Origin of the sequence: Rhodococcus sp. BL-253-APC-6A1W, assembly GCF_012843405.1 — a bacterium.
GTDB lineage: Bacteria > Actinomycetota > Actinomycetes > Mycobacteriales > Mycobacteriaceae > Rhodococcus.
Genome location: NZ_JABAFB010000005.1, coordinates 218,611 through 238,092 on the forward strand (window position 1 = coordinate 218,611; position 19,482 = coordinate 238,092).

16 protein-coding genes are annotated in these 19,482 nt (G+C 67.0%); 7 read left to right on the forward strand and 9 right to left on the reverse strand.

Annotation, left to right across the window (positions count from 1 at the left end; translation table 11 throughout):
- Positions 1–7 precede the first annotated feature (7 nt).
- From HF877_RS09490 to HF877_RS09510, 5 genes are all read left to right on the forward strand, one after another.
- Complete coding sequence (locus HF877_RS09490) at positions 8–556, forward strand: R3H domain-containing nucleic acid-binding protein (protein ID WP_169620904.1); 549 nt, start codon at positions 8–10, stop codon at positions 554–556.
- Between the two features lie 108 nt (positions 557–664).
- Positions 665–1,345: a 16S rRNA (guanine(527)-N(7))-methyltransferase RsmG gene (gene rsmG / locus HF877_RS09495; RefSeq protein WP_169620905.1), complete on the forward strand. Its 681-nt coding sequence runs from the start codon at positions 665–667 to the stop codon at positions 1,343–1,345.
- Between the two features lie 690 nt (positions 1,346–2,035).
- The gene (locus HF877_RS09500) at positions 2,036–3,007 is read left to right on the forward strand and encodes a ParA family protein (RefSeq protein ID WP_169620906.1); all 972 of its coding nucleotides are present in this window, start codon (positions 2,036–2,038) and stop codon (positions 3,005–3,007) included.
- Complete coding sequence (locus HF877_RS09505; RefSeq protein WP_169620907.1) at positions 3,004–4,209, forward strand: ParB/RepB/Spo0J family partition protein; 1,206 nt, start codon at positions 3,004–3,006, stop codon at positions 4,207–4,209. The genes HF877_RS09500 and HF877_RS09505 overlap by 4 nt, the downstream gene beginning before the upstream one ends.
- Before the next feature lie 60 nt (positions 4,210–4,269).
- Positions 4,270–4,974, forward strand: coding sequence for a GNAT family N-acetyltransferase (locus HF877_RS09510; protein ID WP_169620908.1), 705 nt, complete (start codon positions 4,270–4,272; stop codon positions 4,972–4,974).
- 39 nt (positions 4,975–5,013) lie between these two features.
- Here the strand turns inward: HF877_RS09510 and HF877_RS09515 are convergent, their stop codons facing one another.
- The 4 genes from HF877_RS09515 to HF877_RS09530 all read right to left on the reverse strand — a co-directional run bounded on the left by HF877_RS09515 (position 5,014) and on the right by HF877_RS09530 (position 9,035).
- Positions 5,014–6,192 (reverse strand): N-acetylmuramoyl-L-alanine amidase, encoded by a 1,179-nt coding sequence (locus HF877_RS09515; RefSeq protein WP_169620909.1) that lies wholly within the window; start codon positions 6,190–6,192, stop codon positions 5,014–5,016.
- A gap of 131 nt (positions 6,193–6,323) precedes the next feature.
- Positions 6,324–6,659, reverse strand: a complete 336-nt coding sequence (gene trxA / locus HF877_RS09520; protein WP_169620910.1) for a thioredoxin — start codon at positions 6,657–6,659, stop codon at positions 6,324–6,326.
- Between the two features lie 45 nt (positions 6,660–6,704).
- Positions 6,705–7,673, reverse strand: coding sequence for a thioredoxin-disulfide reductase (gene trxB / locus HF877_RS09525; protein WP_169620911.1), 969 nt, complete (start codon positions 7,671–7,673; stop codon positions 6,705–6,707).
- A gap of 162 nt (positions 7,674–7,835) precedes the next feature.
- Positions 7,836–9,035, reverse strand: coding sequence for an NADH:flavin oxidoreductase (locus HF877_RS09530; protein ID WP_169620912.1), 1,200 nt, complete (start codon positions 9,033–9,035; stop codon positions 7,836–7,838).
- Between the two features lie 93 nt (positions 9,036–9,128).
- Between HF877_RS09530 and HF877_RS09535 the strand changes: the two genes are divergently transcribed.
- Entirely contained in the window at positions 9,129–9,683 is a 555-nt protein-coding gene (locus HF877_RS09535) for a TetR family transcriptional regulator (RefSeq protein ID WP_169620913.1), read from the forward strand.
- A 17-nt stretch (positions 9,684–9,700) separates the two neighbouring features.
- On the opposite strand, the gene HF877_RS09540 is transcribed toward HF877_RS09535, so the two are convergent.
- The 5 genes from HF877_RS09540 to HF877_RS09560 form a co-directional block, all read right to left on the reverse strand.
- Entirely contained in the window at positions 9,701–10,372 is a 672-nt protein-coding gene (locus tag HF877_RS09540) for a hypothetical protein (protein ID WP_169620914.1), read from the reverse strand.
- A gap of 67 nt (positions 10,373–10,439) precedes the next feature.
- On the reverse strand, positions 10,440–10,973 hold the full coding sequence (gene sigM, locus HF877_RS09545; RefSeq protein WP_169621079.1) for an RNA polymerase sigma factor SigM: 534 nt from the start codon (positions 10,971–10,973) through the stop codon (positions 10,440–10,442).
- A 133-nt stretch (positions 10,974–11,106) separates the two neighbouring features.
- Positions 11,107–14,913, reverse strand: a complete 3,807-nt coding sequence (gene murJ, locus HF877_RS09550) for a murein biosynthesis integral membrane protein MurJ (RefSeq protein ID WP_169620915.1) — start codon at positions 14,911–14,913, stop codon at positions 11,107–11,109.
- The gene (locus tag HF877_RS09555; protein WP_169620916.1) at positions 14,910–17,330 is read right to left on the reverse strand and encodes a glycoprotein; all 2,421 of its coding nucleotides are present in this window, start codon (positions 17,328–17,330) and stop codon (positions 14,910–14,912) included. Before HF877_RS09555 ends, murJ begins: the two co-directional genes overlap by 4 nt.
- Positions 17,327–17,923 (reverse strand): NUDIX hydrolase, encoded by a 597-nt coding sequence (locus tag HF877_RS09560; RefSeq protein ID WP_169620917.1) that lies wholly within the window; start codon positions 17,921–17,923, stop codon positions 17,327–17,329. The genes HF877_RS09555 and HF877_RS09560 overlap by 4 nt, the downstream gene beginning before the upstream one ends.
- A 75-nt stretch (positions 17,924–17,998) precedes the next feature.
- Between HF877_RS09560 and HF877_RS09565 the strand changes: the two genes are divergently transcribed.
- Positions 17,999–19,453 carry a CCA tRNA nucleotidyltransferase gene (locus HF877_RS09565; protein ID WP_169620918.1) on the forward strand — a complete coding sequence of 485 codons (1,455 nt, stop codon included), beginning with the start codon at positions 17,999–18,001 and terminating at the stop codon, positions 19,451–19,453.
- Positions 19,454–19,482 lie beyond the last annotated feature (29 nt).

Sequence of the window (19,482 nt, forward strand, 5' to 3'; positions counted from 1 at the left end):
GCTGATCATGGCCAGTGACCTGGACAAGGCACAGGAGGACATCGAGGTGACCGGCGAGGCGCGCGAGCCTGAACTCGACACCGACGTGGTCGACGACGAGGACTTGATCGAAGAGGGGGAAATCGCCGGCGACTATCTCGAACAGTTGCTCGACGTGCTCGACTTCGACGGCGACATCGACCTCGACGTCGAGGGTGACCGGGCCGTCGTGAGCATCGACGGCGGCAAGGATCTGAGCAAGCTCGTCGGAACCAACGGTGACGTTCTCGACGCCCTCCAGGAGCTCACACGTCTCGCCGTGCAGCAGGCCACCGGGGAACGCAGCAAGCTCATGCTCGACATCGCGGGCTGGCGTGCGGGCAAGCGCGCCGAGCTGACCGAGCTGGGTACCTCCGCTGCGAAGCGGGTCCTGGCCGGCGGCGGTCGTGAGGAACTTGCCCCGATGACTCCCTTCGAACGCAAGATCGTGCACGATGCGGTCGCGAAGGTCGACGGGGTCTCCAGCGAGAGCGAAGGCGCCGAACCGCATCGGCGCGTTGTGATCGTGCAGGATTGAGCCGTCCGCTTTCGGCTCGAAGAGGGACCCTGAACACTCGGGGTCCCTCTTTTTATTCGATGGAGGCCAGCGGGACCGGCACCGCCGGCACGCCGTCGGCACGAGAGGATGTTTCACGTGGAACAAGACGAGGCAGGATTGCTGGCCACCGCCCAGCAGATCTTCGGTGAGAGATTCGAGCTTGCCGAGCGTTACCATCGCTCACTGTCGGTCGACGGAGTCGAGCGCGGACTGATCGGTCCGCGTGAAGTGTCCCGACTGTGGGAGCGTCACATCTTGAATTGCGCGGTGTTGGGCGAACTCATCCAGGAGGACGAGGCCGTCGTCGATGTCGGCAGCGGAGCGGGCTTGCCGGGTATTCCGCTGGCGATCGCTCGACCCGACCTGAGAATCACACTCGTCGAGCCGCTCTTGCGACGCACGGTCTATCTGGCGGAATTTGTGGAAGCCAACGGTCTCGACAATGTCTTGGTGGTGCGAGGCCGCGCGGAACAGCCGAGTGTGCTTCAGGAAGCCGGCGGAGCCGACGTGGTCACGTCGCGGGCGGTCGCGCCGCTCGCGAAACTCGCCAAGTGGTCCCTCCCCCTGATCCACGAAGGCGGCCGCATGCTCGCGTTGAAAGGTTCCTCGGCGCACGAGGAGATCGAGCGAGACCGAGACGAGCTTGCCCGCCTCGGTGCCGGCAATCTCGAGGTGCTCGAGTGCGGCCGCGATGCGCTTCCGGTTCCGACACTCGTGGTGAAAGCGGAGCGCATGCCACGTCCTTCGCGGCGGAGAAAGAACAAGTAACTGTTCCACGTGAAACGAGCCCCTCACTCCCCTCGCGGAGTCGAGGGGCTTGTTTTGTTCGGGCCGGCGCCGGACATCTCGAGTACCGATCGACCGGGATGCCTCTCGAGCTCGAGGCAGTCCCTCGAGTACTGAGTGGCATCCGGAAGAGTTCGGACGGCGTCAAGGGTCGATTTTGTTCCCGTGTGGGCGGGTACCGGGGACCCCTTCTCTTTTCGTCACTGTGACGCCAGAAGTGGGACCGTGCCGTGTAAAAGTTCTCCGGATGAGGGAAACTCTGTGGCACAACGTCTTACGGAGAAAGAATTTCAAACACGTTGCGCACCAAGATGTTCAGATACTCGGAAGTAATCAGTACCCGTAGCTCAGCGACCCGAGCGACACGTGTCGTAGTTTCACGTGAAACATTCCCCACTCCCCCGGTCCGCAATGTTCCACGTGAAACAAAGAAGCGTTGTTTCACGTGGAACGTCCTGCGGTGTGATCGCGTGGCAGCCACATAGAATGCGGGTGGAATACTGAACCGACCGAGGAAGTGGACGTGAATCGACGCGTCGAAGACACGACCAACTCCTCGGACATGCCTCGCCTCCTCGTTGCTCGAACAGGCCGCGTCCCGTGCGCCGTGTCCCCGGAGCGAAGAGGATGTAGCGTGCGGACCGTGCGGATCAAACGTTTAAGGAGCGTTCTATGACGGGTGGATCTGAATCCGCTGTTTCACGTGAAACCGAGGCGATGAACGACGAGTTCTCACCCGTCCCCTTCGATGGTTTCTCCGCGATCGATACGCCGATCGGCGCTGCGGCACATCGCGCGAGCCAGGTGCTTCACCCGAGCGATGCGATTGCTCTCCCGAAGCCGCACGAGCGCCGCGTGTTCACGATCGCGAATCAGAAGGGTGGGGTCGGCAAAACCACGACCGCGGTCAACCTCGCCGCCGCGCTGGCGGTCCAGGGTCTGACGGTGCTCGTCGTCGACCTCGACCCTCAAGGCAACGCGAGTACCGCGCTGGGAGTACCTCATCACTCCGGCGTTCCGTCGAGTTACGAAATCCTCCTGGGCGAGGTGCGCGCCGTCGACGCCGTCCAGCAGAGTCCCCACAGCGAGCGCCTCTTCTGCATCCCGGCGACCATCGACTTGGCAGGCGCCGAGATCGAACTCGTGTCGATGGTGGCTCGCGAAAACCGTCTCCGGAACGCACTCACGAAGGACGCGCTCGGGCCGCGCGAGTACGACTACGTCATCATCGACTGCCCGCCGTCACTGGGCCTGCTGACGGTGAACGCTCTTGTCGCGGCCAAGGAAGTGCTCATCCCGATTCAGTGTGAGTACTACGCCCTCGAAGGTGTCGGGCAGTTGCTGCGCAATATCGAACTCGTGCAGTCGCACCTCAACCCCGACCTTCACGTCTCGACGGTGTTGCTCACGATGTACGACGGCCGCACGAAGCTTGCCGATCAGGTCGCCTCCGAGGTGCGCGCACACTTCGGGTCCGCGGTGCTGCGGTCCGTCATCCCCCGGAGCGTGAAGGTTTCCGAAGCTCCCGGCTACGGGATGACAGTTCTCGACTACGATCCGGGATCGCGCGGCGCGATGAGTTACCTCGATGCGGGTCGCGAGCTGGCGGCACGCGGGATACAGAAGAAGCAGGGGAACGAATGAGTGCGACACGCAAGGGCGGGCTCGGACGAGGCTTGGCTGCTCTCATCCCGACCGGTCCACCGGTAACTGCGCCGGCCACGACAGCGCCCACCTCGACGACCACCGAATCGACGACCACCGAATCGACCACCAGCGCATCGGCACCGACCGCTCCCGCGCCGCCCGTGAAGCCTGCCCCCAGTCGACGTGCCGGTGCGTCACCGGGAATGTCCTCGTCGCCGTCCGGACTCGGATCCGCCGCGGCGGACCTCATCATCGGCGACGGAAAGCCTGCCTCTCCCGAATCCACGGCGCCGGGCACGGAAGGCGACGAGGCTGCGCCCGCCGAGGTCGATCAGGGTCAACTCCCCTCTCCCGCCGGGGCGGTGTACCTCGAGATCCCGATCGACCGAATCGACCGGAACCCGAAGCAGCCCCGTCAGGTCTTCGACGAAGAGGCACTGACCGAACTCGTCCACTCGATCCGAGAGTTCGGCCTGATGCAGCCGATCGTGGTGCGGCGAGCCGACGATGACCGCTTCCAGATCATCATGGGCGAGCGCCGGTGGCGGGCCTCCCAAGAAGCGGGACTCGACACGATCGCCGCGATCGTCCGGGACACCGACGATCACGCGATGCTGCGCGATGCTCTCCTCGAGAACATCCACCGTGTGCAACTCAACCCCCTCGAAGAGGCAGCCGCGTATCAGCAGTTGCTCGAGGAGTTCGACGTCACCCACGAGGAACTGGCGACACGTCTCGGACGCTCGCGCCCGGTCATCACGAACATGATCCGGTTGCTCAAGCTGCCCATCCCTGTCCAGCGGCGGGTCGCTGCGGGCGTGCTGAGCGCAGGTCACGCGCGCGCCCTGCTCGCACTCGAAGCCGGTGCCGACGCTCAGGAAGCGCTCGCGATGCGGATCGTCGCCGAAGGGATGTCGGTACGCGCGACCGAGGAAGCGGTCATGCTCGCGAACCGCAGTGGTGCTCCCACGCCGTCGCCGTCCTCGAAGCGGAAGCCCATCCAGATGCCGGGGTTGCAGGACGTCGCCGAGCGTCTGTCCAACTCCTTCGACACCCGCGTGACCGTGAGTCTGGGGAAGCGCAAAGGCAAGATCGTGGTCGAATTCGGGTCTGTGGACGATCTCGAACGTATCGTGACCATGATGCAGACCGACCGTGAGGTCGGCGCGGATCCGACCGATCGGGCCCGCCAGTCTTGACTTCCCGAGGGGGGTCGGACAACAGTCTGTGAGAGAAAGACGTGGAGGCGAAGGTATCCCGTGTCGACGCGAGTCACGCCGCTGTCCTTGAGTGCGATCGAGCAGTTGCCTGCGCACCCGAGGCGGTGTGTGTTCTGGGAAATGGATCCGGCGCCCGCCGGTGATGCCCGCAACTTCTGCGATCCCGAATTCGAGAAAGAAGCGTGGCTGTCCATGGTCATGCTCGAGTGGGGGTCGTGCGCACAGGTCGCCACGTTCGGGGACACCGACGACAAAGTGGCAGGGGTGGCGTTCTACGCGCCACCCAACATGGTTCCCCGGGCGCGACTCTTCCCGACCTCACCCGTCAGCGCCGACGCGATTCTGCTCACCACGATGCGTATCGAGCCTCACGCGTCCGACCTGGATGTGGGTGCCGATCTCATTCGCGCCGTCGTGACCGATCTGGTCCGCCGCAACGTCCGGGCGCTCGAAGCGTTCGGGGTGCGACCGCAGGAGGACGACAGGCCGTCGGCGGGAGACGTGCCCAGCACCACCTCCGCGCGGGAATGCGCCCCCGCCGAATGCATGATCGGCGCCGACTTTCTCGAGGACATGGGCTTCGAGGTGATCGCCCCGCATCCTCGCTTCCCCCGATTGCGGCTCGAACTCGACCGCGACCACGGATGGAAGGAAGAGGTGGAAGCGGCTCTCGAGCGCCTGATCGAAGCGGCCTCACTGACCGTGGAGGATGTCACGGGGCGCACCGCGGTGGGCGTGCCGTAAAGGTGCCGGCGACCGCGGTGCCGAGTCCCCGGCAGCGAGTCAGCGAGTTTCGGTGATGGAGAGTTCCTCGGCCAGCAGTTCGGCGAACGTGTAGGTACCGGTGGGCTGATCGTCCTGCCCGAGCAGATACAGGCGCTTCACTGCGACGAGGATTGCCTCGGCAATGACGTCACGGGTGCGCGGGACGGCGAGCAGTGATGCGTCGTGCTCGTTGGTGAGGTAACCGAGATCGATCTGCACGGTGGGCATATTCGTCAGGCGCAGCAGGTCCCAGGTGCGCCCGTGGCTGCGGCAGTCCTGCAGCGAGGTTCGCGCGACGATCTCGCGCTGGATGAACCCGGTCAGTACCTGACCGATCATGGATTCGGAGCCGTGCGAGTTGCCGTAGTGGAAGCTGGCGATGCCACTCGCGTGCGGGTTCGAACTCGAATCGCAGCGCAGCGAGATCATGAGATCGGCACCGAACGCGTTGGAAGTGCCGGCGCGTTCGACGTCGGTCGGATCCGCGTGGTACGGGCGCGAGAGGAACGTCTCCATGCCGGTCGCGGCCATGCGGCCCTCGAGGCGGCGCGCAAGATCCCACAGAATGTCGGCTTCCGAGATGGGCCCGTGCACGCTCGGCACGATGATGCCGTGGTGGGTGCCGCCCAGACCGGGATCGATGACGATGCGCTTACCGCTCAGCTGGGGGCCCGACCGTCGTACGATCTCCTCCTCGCTGATGGCGTGAGGCGATCCGCCCGACACCCGGGTACCGAGCAACTCGAGTGCCCGCAACGTTTCGGGTCCACAGATTCCGTCCGCGGCGAGACCGATCTCGCGCTGGAACGAGCTGAGTCCTTCGTGGGTCTTCTGGCCGAAGTAGCCGTCGACGCGGTCCACGTAGAACCCCAGGTCCTGCAGCCGGGTCTGCAGCGCCGCCACGTCGTCGCCGTACAACGGCGCCGACAGCTGGTACATCAAGGTTCGGGCGCCGAGTCGGTACGACGCCTCCTTGAGGGAGCGGTACGTGGCCGGGCCGACAACCCCATCGACGAGCAGACCGCGCTGCTGCTGGAAGGCGCGCACGGCGCCGTCGAGTTCGCGGTCGAAAACGACGTCGGACCCCATCCAGCTGTCGGAGGAGTCGGGACGGGCGTGCAGGAAACCCAGACCGGCCAGAGTGCTCCGAATCTCGGCGACTGCCGGGCCGTGGTCGCCGTGACGAAGAGGGCGCATGCGTTGGGCCTTTCCGTGCTGACCGGATTGCGCCCGGCACGGGGCAGGGCAGCATCGAACGGAATTATCTCAGATGCGCCGGGAGCCGGGGCCCGGGGCGGCGCATCCGAGAATCGATCCTCGGGACCGTACTACAGGACGTCCGCGAGGTCCCGAAGCAACGCCGCCTTACCCTTCGCCCCCACGATCGTCTTCACGGGCTTGCCGCCGGAGAACAGGATCATGGTGGGGATGGACATGACCTGGTAGTCGCGGGCCGCCGACGGGTTCGCGTCGATGTCGAGCTTGGCGATCGTCAGCTTGTCGCCGTGCTCACCCGCGATCTCCTCGAGAACCGGAGCAACCATCTTGCACGGACCGCACCACGTGGCCCAGAAGTCGACGAGCACGGGCTTGTCGGCCTGCAGCACATCCTCGACGAACGAGGAATCGGTGATGGTGACGGTGTTGGTGTCCTTGACGGCCACGGCTATCTCCTGGTGTCGCGTGTTATCGGGGGGTGGGTGGGACGGTCAGACCTGGGCGGGCACGATCGAGGGCGGTACCTCGTGGCGTGCGACGAGCCAGCGCTCGGCGTCGATCGCCGCGGAACAACCGCTGCCGGCCGCGGTGATGGCCTGACGATAGGTGTGGTCGACGAGGTCTCCGGCCGCGAAGACACCCGGCAGGGACGTCGCAGTGGTGCGGCCGACGACCTTCACGTAACCCTCGTCGTCCAGTTCGACCTGTCCCGCGACGAGTGCGCTGCGCGGGTCGTGTCCCACGGCGACGAAGAGTCCGGTGACGGCGAGATCGCTGCGCTCGCCGGTGACAGTGTTCTCGACGGTCAGCGACGAGACGCTGTTCTCTCCCAGGACCTCGAGGACCCTCGTGTTGGTGAGGAAACGAATCTTCTCGTTAGCCTCGGCGCGCTCGAGCATGATCTTCGAGGCGCGGAACTCTTCGCGGCGGTGGATGATGGTCACGCTGCGCGCGAACCGCGTCAGGAACGTGGCTTCCTCCATCGCCGAGTCGCCGCCGCCGACCACTGCGATGTCCTGATCCCGGAAGAAGAACCCGTCACACGTGGCGCAGGCGGAGACGCCGCGGCCGAGGAGCCGCTCCTCCCCCGGCACACCGAGGTAACGGGGTTCGGCGCCCATGGCGAGCACGACCGCGTGACTGCTGTAGGTTTCGCCGTTCGCGACCACGGTCTTGACCGGGCCGGCGAGATCGACGGCCTCGACGTCTTCGGTACGGATGTCGGCACCGAAGCGGAGCGCCTGCTCGCGCATCTGGTCCATCAACTCCGGACCCATGATGCCGTCCTTGAAGCCCGGGAAGTTCTCGACCTCGGTTGTCGTCATCAGCTCGCCGCCGAACTGCGTTCCCTCGAAGACGATGGGCGAGAGTTCCGCGCGGGCGGCGTAGATCGCGGCGGTGTATCCCGCCGGGCCCGAACCGATGATGATGAGGTCGTGAATGGTGGGCGAGGTCGTCATTCGGCGGAGGCCTTCCGGTCGGCGGTCGGGGCTGTCGTAGATGCCACGTGCCGAGAGACCGGCGCGGCAGCATACACAGATGTCAACACCAGGGTAAACGGTGTTGTTCCCCTCGCAGCGTGCGTCGTGCCACAGCGCGTGCGCACCCGCCGCCCGGAGGTGTCAGACCGCGCCCGGGACGTCCCGGAGGGTTTCCCGGATCACACATTTGGTCCCGGTGTAGATGGTCGGCATGCACTTGTTGCAGTGGATGCACAACCCTTCGTCCGCGGTGTGGTTGCGGAACTTGTCGACCAGATACGGGTCACGGAGAAGCGCCCGGCCCATGGCCACGAACTCGAAACCTTCGTGCAGGGCGTTGTCGATGGTGTCGATGCGGTTGATGCCACCGAGCAGGATCAGCGGCAGCGACAGTTCGGACCGGAACTGCCGGGCCATCGGGAGGAAGAACGCTTCCTCGAACGGAAGTTTCGGGAAGAGCTTGGGTCCGTACACCTTCAAGCCCCAGCCGATGACCTTCGGCTGTGACTGCACGAACTCCTTCATCGGAACGTCGCCGCGGAAGAAGTACATCCCGTTGAGCAGCGAGCTGCCACCGGTCAGCTGCATCGCGTCGATGGTGCCGTCGGACTCGATCAGCTTGGCCATGGGCAGCGACTCGTCGAGCCACAGTCCCTTCGGGACGCCGTCGGTCATGTTGAACTTGGCGATGACAGCGACCGAATCCCCCGCCGCAGCGCGCACGGCGGCGAGGACACGCCGGGGAAAAGCGGTGCGGTTGGCGATGCTTCCCCCGTACCGGTCGGTCCGCTTGTTGAGGTTGGGGCTCATGAAGGAGCTGAGAAGGTAGTTGTGCCCCAGGTGTACTTCCAGCGCATCGAATCCGGATTCGACGGCGTATCGCGCGGCCGACGCGTAGTCCTCCACGATCGCGTCGAGTTGCCCGAGTGTCGCGCCGCGGACGAGACCCATCGCGGGGGCGCTGATCCGGGTGGAGGGGGCGGTGGTGCTCATCCCGTTCGACAGCTGGTTGGCGACGAGCCCGGCATGCCCGATCTGCGCGGACGCGAGTGCGCCCTCCCGGTGGACGGCCTCGGTGAGCCGGGTCAGCCCGGGCACGGCGTCGCGGTCGAGGACGAGGGTGTCGCGGTGGACGCGACCCGCGGGCGAGACGGAGCAGTACGCCACGGTCGTCAACGCGGTACCGCCGCGTGCGACTTCGGCGTGGAAGTCGACAAGTTTGTCGGTGACCGCACCCTTGGGCATGACACCCTCGAACGTCGCGGCCTTGATGATGCGGTTGCGGAGCGTGAGAGGCCCGAGGCGGGCGGGTTCGAAGACGGTGGATCGCGGCGAAGTCATGACCCTACTTTCGATGCCAGTGGTATCGTAATAGGCCGACTATAACCCCGATCACACACCAGGCACTGTCTGGTCCCACTCACACGAGAGCCCATGCCAGCTGTACCTGCGGGACGTCCGAGAGATCCTCGAATCGACAGTGACGTCCTCGCCGTCACCCGCGAGATGCTCGTCCGGGACGGGTGGGACGGCCTCAGCATGCGGGCGATCGCGGCGCGCGCGGGAGTCGGGCGAGCCGCACTGACGCGCAGGTGGCCGAGCAAGGCGCACCTGATGCTCGATGCGCTGCTCGGCTCGGCACCCGATCTGGCGCCGTACGACGGAATCGACCGCAAGGGCTGGATCGAATGGGTTGTCGCGGGGAGCAACGAACTCTTCTCGAGACCCGAGGTTCGCGCCGCCCTACCCGGACTCCTCGCGGCGCTGCGTGACCACGAGGACCTTCGCAGCACACTGTGGCGAACCTTCAGCGGTCCGAGTACTGCGCTGTTCACCGAGAACGGTGACGGGGACGCGGAACTCGATGCCCGGGCGGCGCTCGTGATGGCGGCGGGGACCGCGCTGTTCACCGGGCTGATCGCCGCGGAGGACGACACCCCGGCGCTGCGTGCACGGATACTTCACCTGCTGCTGACCATCGCCGAGTGACGACGCACGCCGAGCGCCTATCCGATGGTATGAACCGCCAGGGTAGCGGGAGTGTTTGCGTCACAATCGGTTCCGACCATCACCGCGGTCAGTTGCGGAGGGTGCGGTCCACCGAGGAGCAGCAGGACGGCGTCACGTTCGCGAAATTCCGTCTGCCGCGATCCCAGCAGAGGAGAATTCGAATCGAAACCGTTGGCTTCCAAGCAGTTCCGGAGCCGAACCGTATCCGAGAGAGGACCGAGCGAAGTCGTGCCGACCATCGAGCGTAGCTCGGCGGGCTCGAACACGGAGTCGCTCTCGTGGGCGGCGTAGGCGTCGCTACCCGCGTCGTCGTCTCCCCCGGGCGCCGAGTGGAGCAGGACGAGTGCGAACACGCCGGCGAATGCCGCTGCCGCGGCAACCCCGGCTCCCGCCAGCCATGTTCGGGCAGGTCGTCGCGGAGCAGTTGCCAGAGCGGCGTCGATCCGGGCGGCCACCGCCGGAGGAATCGGTTCCGCCGGATCACTGTCGCGGAGCGTGCCGAGACGCGACTTCACCGCGTCGAGTCGTGCGAGGACGGCCGCGGCCTCCGGGTCTGCGTGTACGAGGGGCCAGAGCCTGTCGGCCGAGGCGTCGTCCAGCACGCCCGCGTGCAGGTCGGCGAGCAGGTCGTGCGAGTACGGCGGACGTGGCATCTCGTCCTCGTTCATGCGCATTCTCCTCGCGGGTGGGTTGTCCTCACCAGAGTAAGACGATCCGGACTCGTGTTCGGTTCCCTCACTCCCGTAGGTCGCCGAGAACGACGGCGAGTTTGCGACGTGCCCGCGCGCATCGGCTCTTGACCGTCCCCTCCGGTACTCCCAGCCGGCGGGCCGCTTCTCGCACCGAATATCCCTCGACGTCGATCGCCACGATCGCGGCGCGCTGATCGGGCGGAAGTGTGAACAGTGCGGTCCTCACATCGAGCGCGAGTTCCGTGTCGTGGATGGAATCCCGCCCCGTACGAGGAGTTTCGGAATCGTCGGGGAAGAGCGGAACCGTGGGCCGAACCCTGTTGCGCCGGATGCGATCCAGGCACGCGTTCACGACGATGGTGTGCATCCAGCTACGGACCGCGGCGTCCTCACGGAAGTTCGCGGCCATACGATGCGCGGACAGGAGAGCTTCCTGAAGCGAGTCGGCCGCGTCCTCCGGCGAGTAGCTGGTACGCCGCGCCACCTGCCACAAATGGTCGTAATGGCGCGACAGCAGTGTCGCGAACGCCTCCCGATCGCCGGCCGCGTGTGCCGACAACAGGGCTGCGTCGGACACGAACGTGCCCGGCACCTCTGTGAGCACAGAGTCGTCGGGCACGGCGATTTTTGCGATCCCCCCGAAAATTCGCACGCGCGGATGGTAGCCGATCGCACGGCGATTGCCCCGGCTTGCGCTCGGGGCGATCCGGTTAGTCCGAGCCGATGAACTCGATCTCGGAGATCGAACTCTTGTTGCTGCCACCGTCGGAGCTGAGCCCGGTGATCCACAGCAACACGTGCGTGGTGCGGCCGTCGGCGTCGAGCGGAATCTCGGTTTCGCCGGATCCGAGTGTCGCCTGGCCGATCACCTGCGTCTGGTCCAGGGACGTCGAATCCGAGGGCGCGCTGCGGATTTCGAGCACGGTCCCGGGCGACTCGGACGTGACCTTCGCCGACGAGAGGGTCGCTGCGTCCTCGAGCGTCACCAGCAGGCCCACCCCGCTCTTCAGGGACGGGAAGGGATCGAAGTACGCGTCGGTGCTCCACGCCGTGGCAGGGTCGCCGTCGATCGCAAGCGACGCGGACGCCGGAGAATCGGGGGTGCCCTGCGGCGAGAACACCGTCACCGCGGATGCCGGCACCGGGCCCCCGGCTGCGGCGGGAGCCGCCTCCTCCGACGCGGACTCGGGTGCGGCAGGTGCTTCGGCGGTCGGTGTGAGACCGAATTCCTGGCTGGTGAGCGGCGCATCGCTTGCGTCGCCGGCGAGCAGATTCGTGATCCACCAACCGATCAGCGAGAGCAGCACGACCGTCGTGATACCGAGGCCGATCAGCGCGACGAGCATGCGCTGGGAATGCTTCTTCTTCTGTTCGAGCGCCTCGGGGTCCGCCAGGGCATGGCTTTCGGTCATGTTCGCGCGCTGGCCGATACGGAGCGCGGGAATCATGTCGGTCTTCTGATCCACCACCGACGCCTGGTCGAGGATGTGCTGCACCGTTGCCGCGGTGCGGATCCCGCCGTCGGTGTTCAGAGCGCGCACGGCGACCGCCGAGATCTCGAACGGAACGTCGGGGCGGAGCACCTTGGGTTCGACGGGTTTGCCGTCGGCGCCGCGGTCGGCTTCCGGCATGCCACCGATGGTCGCGCCGCTGTGGTGCGGTGCCGGGGGCCGTCCCGGAGCGGGCGGTTCAGCGAGCGGCCAGCGGCCGGTGATCAGCCCGTACAGGCTGGCTCCGAGACCGTGCACATCGGAGACGGCATCCGCGTCGGAGAAGGTTGCCGGGAACGCCATGACCGCGTCGCCGGAGACACTGATCCGGATGCGGTCGGGGTGGTCGATCGACAACGCGCTGCCCGCACGGTGCGAGGCCTCTGCCGCTGCCGCGAGGGCGCGGACGGCTCGTGCAGCGCCCAACGGGGACGGCTGCGTGGCGGACATCTCGCGCAGCGAACGACCGGGCGTCCACTCGGCGACGACGATGCCGCCCGAACTACCCCGGACCACGTCCAGGACACGTGCCAGTCCGGGCGAATTGATCCGGCCGAGCCGCAGCGTCCGGGACAGGATGGCCTGTGGAGAGTCCGGCCCGGTGCCGTCGGCAGCGCTCTGGTCGGCGTCGACGAACGTCAGTGCCACCTCGCGGTCGAGTTTGACGTCGAGTGCCTGCCAGAACCGGAGCCCGCGTGCGCCACCGTGGGGCGAGAGCAGCCGGTACCGGCCACCGGCCACGGACGCGCCGGCGATGAGTTCCGGTCCGCGCATGGTGCGGCGGGGCGCCGACCCGGGAACCCGGACGGGCGGAAGCTGAGGAGAGCCGATCGGTATGACCCCGGTGTCGTGGTGGGTGTCGCGCGGCGGACTCGGCGGCGTGGGCCGCTGATCGTTTCCGGCCGGCGTCGATCCTGCCTGCTGTGACGCGTCGATCGTGGACCTGCCGGCAGCGTGGTCGTCGCTCACCCTCACTCCTTCGTTGTCGACTCGTCCACTTCCGGTGCGGAGACGAGGATCGCCCGTGGGGGCCGCGAAGTAGCGCGGACCACGGCGCCCGTGTCGAATCTGCTGTTGACCAGGGTACGGGAGTTGTTGCTGCGCCTCGACGGGACGGGGCACGTCTCTGATCGCGGGCATGACTTCGGTGATCGCGTCGTACGGTCCGACTCCGTAGTCGCCGTAGTCGATGCGCGGCAGTACGACGGTCTTCTCGAAGTCGGACTCCGGGTAGGCGTCGTAGCCGAAGCGGCGGCGGGTCGGGAAGGCACCGGTATCGGCCGGCGAAGTGGCCGTGGACTCCCCGAGTTCGGCTTCGCTCTCTTCCGCGCCGCCACCGCGCACCGCGGCGATCTTGCGGCGTACGGCGGCCTCGATGGCCATGATCTCGGGAACCTTGAGCAGATACATACCGACGAGCGCGACGAGCAGCATGAGGATGCCGCTGATCGCGACACGCACCATCGAGCCGAGGCCGCCGAAGCGGTCCGCGAGGGCGTCCAACTGCAGGAGTCTGTCGGCGACGAGCACGACGACCGCCCCGCCGGCCGACGCCAGCACCACGTGCCAAATCGTGCGGCCCACGTTGGCCATCCGCAGGTCGCCCAGGGTGCGGTGCAGCAGGAACCCGCCGATGAACGCACCGCAGGTGAACGCGAGACCGGTCGCGACACCGAGCAGGACGACGACCTGCTGGTCGTTGCTCGCCACGACCGGAGCGAGCGCCGACAAGCCGATCTTGACGGCGGTGATGCCGAGAATGATCCAGGTGGGGGTCCAGGCCTGTTCCCGCGCGTAGAAAACACGCAGGTGGATGAGCACGAGCGAGTAGGGAATCAGGGTGAAGGCGGACCAGCTCACGGCCTGGCCGAGCAGGGACGCGTTGCCCGCGCCGAAATTGCCGTAGCCGTACAGGGCGGTCCCGACGTGCGTGCCCGCGATCGTGAGGAACGTGACGATCGGGATCAGCGCGATCATGGTCATCCGGGTCGCGACCGACAGGTCGTCGACGACCGCGGGAGTGTCGCCCTCGGCGGCGTTGCGGCTCAGTCGCGGCATGATCGCGGTGAGCACGGTGACGCCGAGCACGCCGTACGGCAACTGCAGCAGCAGCCAGGCGTTGTTGTAGATCGCGGGGCCTGCGGCATCGGCGCCCGACGAGATGTTGGTTGCGAAGATCATGCCGATCTGGCTGATCAGCACGTACAGCACGATTGCCGCGGCCATCCCGCCGAACTGGCGCAGGCGGTCGTCGAGGCCCCACAGCGGCTTCAGGTTGATGCCTTCGCGGCGGAGCGCGGGGATCAGGCACATCGCCTGGGTGATGACGCCGAGAAGCACACCGAGGCCGAGTACCAGCAGCTTCGGGTCGCTCATGCGCACCGGATCGAGGGTGATCTCCCCCGGCATCAGGTAATAGACGACCAGCACGACGAGCACGACGACGTTGTTCGCCACGGGTGCCCATGCGCCGGGCTTGAAGACCTGCCGCGTATTGAGAATGCCCGTGAACAGGCCCGACAGCCCGTAGAACACGATGGCCGGCAGCAGCAGGTACGACAGGGCAGTCGTCAGTGTCGTCGACACCTTGCCGGAGTCGTCGAGGAACACGTGCGTCGTGAGCAGCGGCGCGGCGGCGACCGCGAGGATCGTCGCGCCGCCGAGCAGCACGACGGCCGCGGTGAACAGGCGACGGACGAATGCCTCGCCGCCGTCCGGGTCCTCGCGTTCCGCCCGCACGAGCACCGGCACCACGATCGAGGTGAGGACCGCGCCGAGGACCAGCTCGGAGATCATGTTGGGGATCTGGTGGGCCACGGTGAACGACGACGCGACGCTCGCACCCAGCAACGTGAGGATCAGCAGTTGCTTGAGGAACCCGGTGATCCGGCTGACCAGGGTGGCGACGGCAATGGAGCCGGTGGCCGCGAGCAGGCTCGGAACCTTCCGGCCGGTGGGACCGGCACCGGTGACGTCCGGTGAAGTCGTCGGTGACTTCACGTCGTCGCGGGTCGCGTTCCCCGTCATTCTCGTTCGTACCCTTCGTCGGCTGGATCCGGTTCCCCGCGGAACCGGTGCAGAAGCCGCCTGCCCGCCAGGAACAGCAGGAGCGCTCCCGCACAGCCCGTGACGATGGCGAGAATCCGGCCATACGCATTGGAACGTACCGTCACGTTCGTCGGACTGCCGAGAGACAGGCCGGATTCCGTGGTGAGCGAGAACTCCAGTTCGAGCTTCCGCGAGTCGCTGATCTGAGCGGGCACCGTCAGGGTGCGGCTACCGCGCGGAGGCAGCTGGGTCGGCCCGATATCGGTGATCTCCATCGCCGAGGGCGCGTCCACGTGCAACCGCACTGTGATGCCCACGGGCAGATCGTTGCGCGCCACCAACAGTAGGGGACTCTGTTCGGAGGTCAGTGTGTACACACCACCCGGTGAGAGCACTGTCACTCCCGCGAACATCCCGTCCACGGCTTCTTCGACTTCCACCGCGCGCAGAGTCGCGACGTCCACCGCCTGTTCGGGGTCTTCGCCCCGCCGCCCCGCCGACGCCATCGCGCGCAGCAGATCCTCCCGCAGCGGTGTGAGGAATTCCTGCGGCGTGAGCTGGGCCTGCGGATCCTCGATCAACGCTGCCTGCAGAGCATCGAGCCGGGGCGTCTGCTCGGCGGCAATCCGGACCACCTCTGCCGGCACACCGTCGGTGACGGCTTGCTCCGGATAGTCGAGCACGGAGGTATTCGGGTCGTCTGCGGTGGCTGCTGCCGCGGCGACGAACTCGGTGAAGGGACGAGCCGTCGCCGTTCCCGAACGGATGAGTGACGAGATCATGGACAGCGTGGCCGACGCCTCGTCCGGGGACGGCGACCAGACCTGCGGCGGAGCGAACAGCACCGAGCGGCCGGGTGCGGGCAGCGGCACTCCCGACGCCGCGTCCACCGACGGGGCCAGCGCCGGAAACGCCAGCGCACCGAGCGCGTCCTGGAACCGTGCGGTCGCGGAGTCGTCGGCGAGGTCGTAGCGCGCGGCCTTGGTCACGAACGAGGGGGTCGACGGCGCGTCGCCCATGCCCGCGAGTGCTGCCGAGGCCGCGGCGTCGAACAGGCCGGCCGTCAGCCCGTCGACTCCCGACACCCGGACACTGTTGCGCGGGGATGCGCCGCTCATGGCGGCGCGTCCGTCGTCCACCGCGGTGTCGGCGAGTACCGCCGTGACCGGGCCGTCCGCGGCGACGAGAAGCCCGGCGTTCTCGGTGAGGACACCGGAATCGGGCCACACGACATCCGGAAGCGACGTGGTTTCGAGGATCGTGTCGACAAGCGTGCTCGGGGACCGCAAGGCGGGCACGGTCAGCGAGGGATCGTCCAGTTCCGCGAGCGCCGTCAGGTCCGCCTGGGCGAACGGCACCGCCACCGTGCACATGGAGGTCGCGAGTGCCCGGATGCGGCCGAGCCACGCGATAGCCGCCTCGGTGCCCGTTCCGGGGCTCGCGGCCCCCATCGGATCGGCCGGGTCGTCCACCACGAGATAGTCCCGGGTCATGTTCGCGACCGTGACCAGCAAGTCGGGGTCGATCGCCAGGCACATGCCTTCGGTGACCCGCGGATCGGTCTCCAGCGATTGTTCGGCAGCGCGCAGCAACCCGTCGAGCCGTCCTCCTTCGGCCAGCGACGTGGCGAGCACGTCATCGACGAGCCGGGCGGGTTCCGTCGCGGATCCGGGAACACCCGAGGCCAGCCGCGGCGTGTCGGCCAAGGGCCACAACATCGAGACGGCGACGGGGCGCGACACCTCGGGTGGAACGGCGGGAAAGCTCTCGGTCTCGCTCCTGGGCGCCGTTCCGGCGGTTCCGCCCGAGGGCGTGGACGCCGACGTTCGCGGGCCGGAGGTGTCCTCGCCCGCGGGCACTCCCAGCACGGGCAGCAGGAAACGGGCATCGTCCAGACGGGCCTGGCCCCCGTATTCGGGCGAGCCGTTGACGTTGACGAGCAACGGGTAGACACCGGGGGTGTCGATGCCGAGCGACGGCTCGAGTTCGGAACGCAGGGGCAGCTCGATCGTGAACTCGGTGCGGTCGCCGCGGCCGAGCCGGTCCGTGACCTGCTCGAATTCGCCCACGGTGTCGAAACCCGACTGATCGAGGGAGAGCGAGGTGCGCAGGGCAGCAGGGTCGGAGATGACGGGTGCGCGCTGAAGTCGCACCCAGACGTCCTCGACATCGCGGTCGCCGACATTGGTGACGGTGCCCGTGACCTCGACTACCGATTCACTCGTGAGCGACACCACCGACGGGGTGACCTCGTCGATGCTCAGAGCGAGAAACTTGGTGTCTTCGGAGTCCGGCTGTGCCGCCGCGGGTGCGGGGATCGCCACACCGATCGTTGTGAGAACGAGCGTGAGCACGGCCAGAACCGCGGCACCCGTTCGGGAAACCACCGCCGTCATCCGAGATGGGCCCCCGGTTCGTCGGTGCGGGGACGCGATTCGGGATGCATCTCCGCAATGAGCTGGTCTGCGACGTCGGCGAGCTTACGTTCGTCGGCGTAGGCGAGCCGGGACCGGAGTTCACGGAGCGGAACCCAGGCGACTTCGGTGACCTCGACATCCGCGTCGGACAGTTCACCGCCGAGGTAACGCAGAAGATAGTGGTGCACCGTTTTGTGGACGCGACGGCCTTCGGTGACGAACCAGTAGTCGATGCTGCCGAGTTCGGCGAGCACCGTGCTGCGGACACCGGTCTCTTCGTGCACCTCGCGCATCGCGGTCATTTCGGCGGTCTCGCCGCGCTCGATGTGCCCCTTCGGCAGCGACCACAGCAGGCGGCCGCGACGGTCGGTACGCCCGATCAGCGCGGCACACAGCTTGTCGGGTGGACCACCGAGTCCGTCGACGACCAGCCCGCCGGCCGAGGTCTCGCGGACGGTGCGCAGTCGAGGGCCGGGTGCGCCGGGTGCTCCGCCCTGAGCAGCCTTTTTCGCGCTCGTGCCACGACGCCGCGAGCTGCGGCGGTTGCGATTGGCACGTTCGGCGGGCGACACCTAATAGATAGTAGATGTACCGCCGTCGGTCCCGGCTCAACCACACGAACGCCCTGCTCGGTAAGGTGCAAAGACGTGAACTCACCCACCGCAGACCTCGACCGCCGAACCCGGTTGCTCGCCGGAGCCGACGTCACTCTGCGCTCGTTGTCCGATGTCCTGGCCCCACTCGGTGCGCGGTTCACCGAGGCGGGCCATGAGCTGTATCTCGTCGGAGGGAGCGTCCGCGACGCGCTTCTCGGCCGGTTGGGTACCGACCTCGACTTCACGACAGACGCGCGCCCCGAGAAGGTCCAGGAACTGCTGCGCGGGTTGGTGGACCATCAGTGGGACACCGGCATCGACTTCGGCACGGTCAGCGCGGCAAAGGGATCCGAACAACTCGAGATCACCACGTTCCGCAGCGACGCCTACGACCGTGTCACCCGCCATCCCGTCGTCGAGTACGGAACGAGCCTCGAGGACGATCTCGTACGCCGTGACTTCACCGTCAATGCGATGGCCGTTCGGATCGGTCCGGACGGTGCCGGTGAGTTCGTCGACCCGCTCGGTGGGCTCGACGCGTTGCTCGCAGGTGTTCTCGACACTCCGGCTCGGCCCGAGGACTCGTTCGAGGACGACCCGCTGCGCATGTTGCGGGCGGCCCGATTCGTCTCCCAACTGGGCTTTTCGCTCACCGAGCGGGTCCAGACGGCGATCCGCGAGATGGCGGACGAGATCTTGCGCATCAGCGCCGAGCGGGTGCGGGCCGAACTCGACAAGCTGATCCTGGGGGACCATCCGGTCGACGGCATCGAGTGCATGGTGGAGACCGGCCTGGCGGAGCGCGTCATCCCGGAGATCCCCGCGATGAAACTCGAGATCGACGAGCATCACCAGCACAAGGACGTGTACTGGCATTCGCTCACCGTGCTCACCCAGGCGATCGATCTCGAGGACGGCGACCCGGACCTGGTGCTGCGCTGGGCGGCGCTGCTCCACGACATCGGCAAGCCCGGCACCAAGCGCAACGAGGCCGGCGGCGGCGTCAGCTTCCATCACCACGAGGTGGTCGGGGCGAAGCTGGTGCGCAAGCGGATGCGGGCCCTGAAGTACCCGAAGCAGATGATCGAGGACGTCGGCCAGCTGGTGTTTCTGCACTTGCGCTTCCACGGGTACGGCAAGGGCCAATGGACGGACTCGGCGGTGCGGCGGTACGTGCACGATGCCGGGGACCTCCTCCCCCGGCTCCACAAGCTGGTTCGGGCCGATTGCACCACCCGCAACAAACGGCGCGCCGCAGCACTGCAGGCCACCTACGACGATCTCGAGGTGCGCATCGCGCGACTGGCGGAGGAAGAGGGCGTCGCGAAGGTCCGCCCGGATCTCGACGGCAACGCGATCATGGAAGTTCTCGGCATTCCGCCGGGCCCCGAGGTGGGCAGGGCGTGGAAGTTCCTCAAGGAGTTGCGCCTCGATCGCGGTCCACTCGATCGCGACGACGCCGAGGCCGAGCTCCTGAAATGGTGGGAGCAGCAACCGAAGTCCTGAGCGTGTTGCCGGCACCTCACACCTCCTCC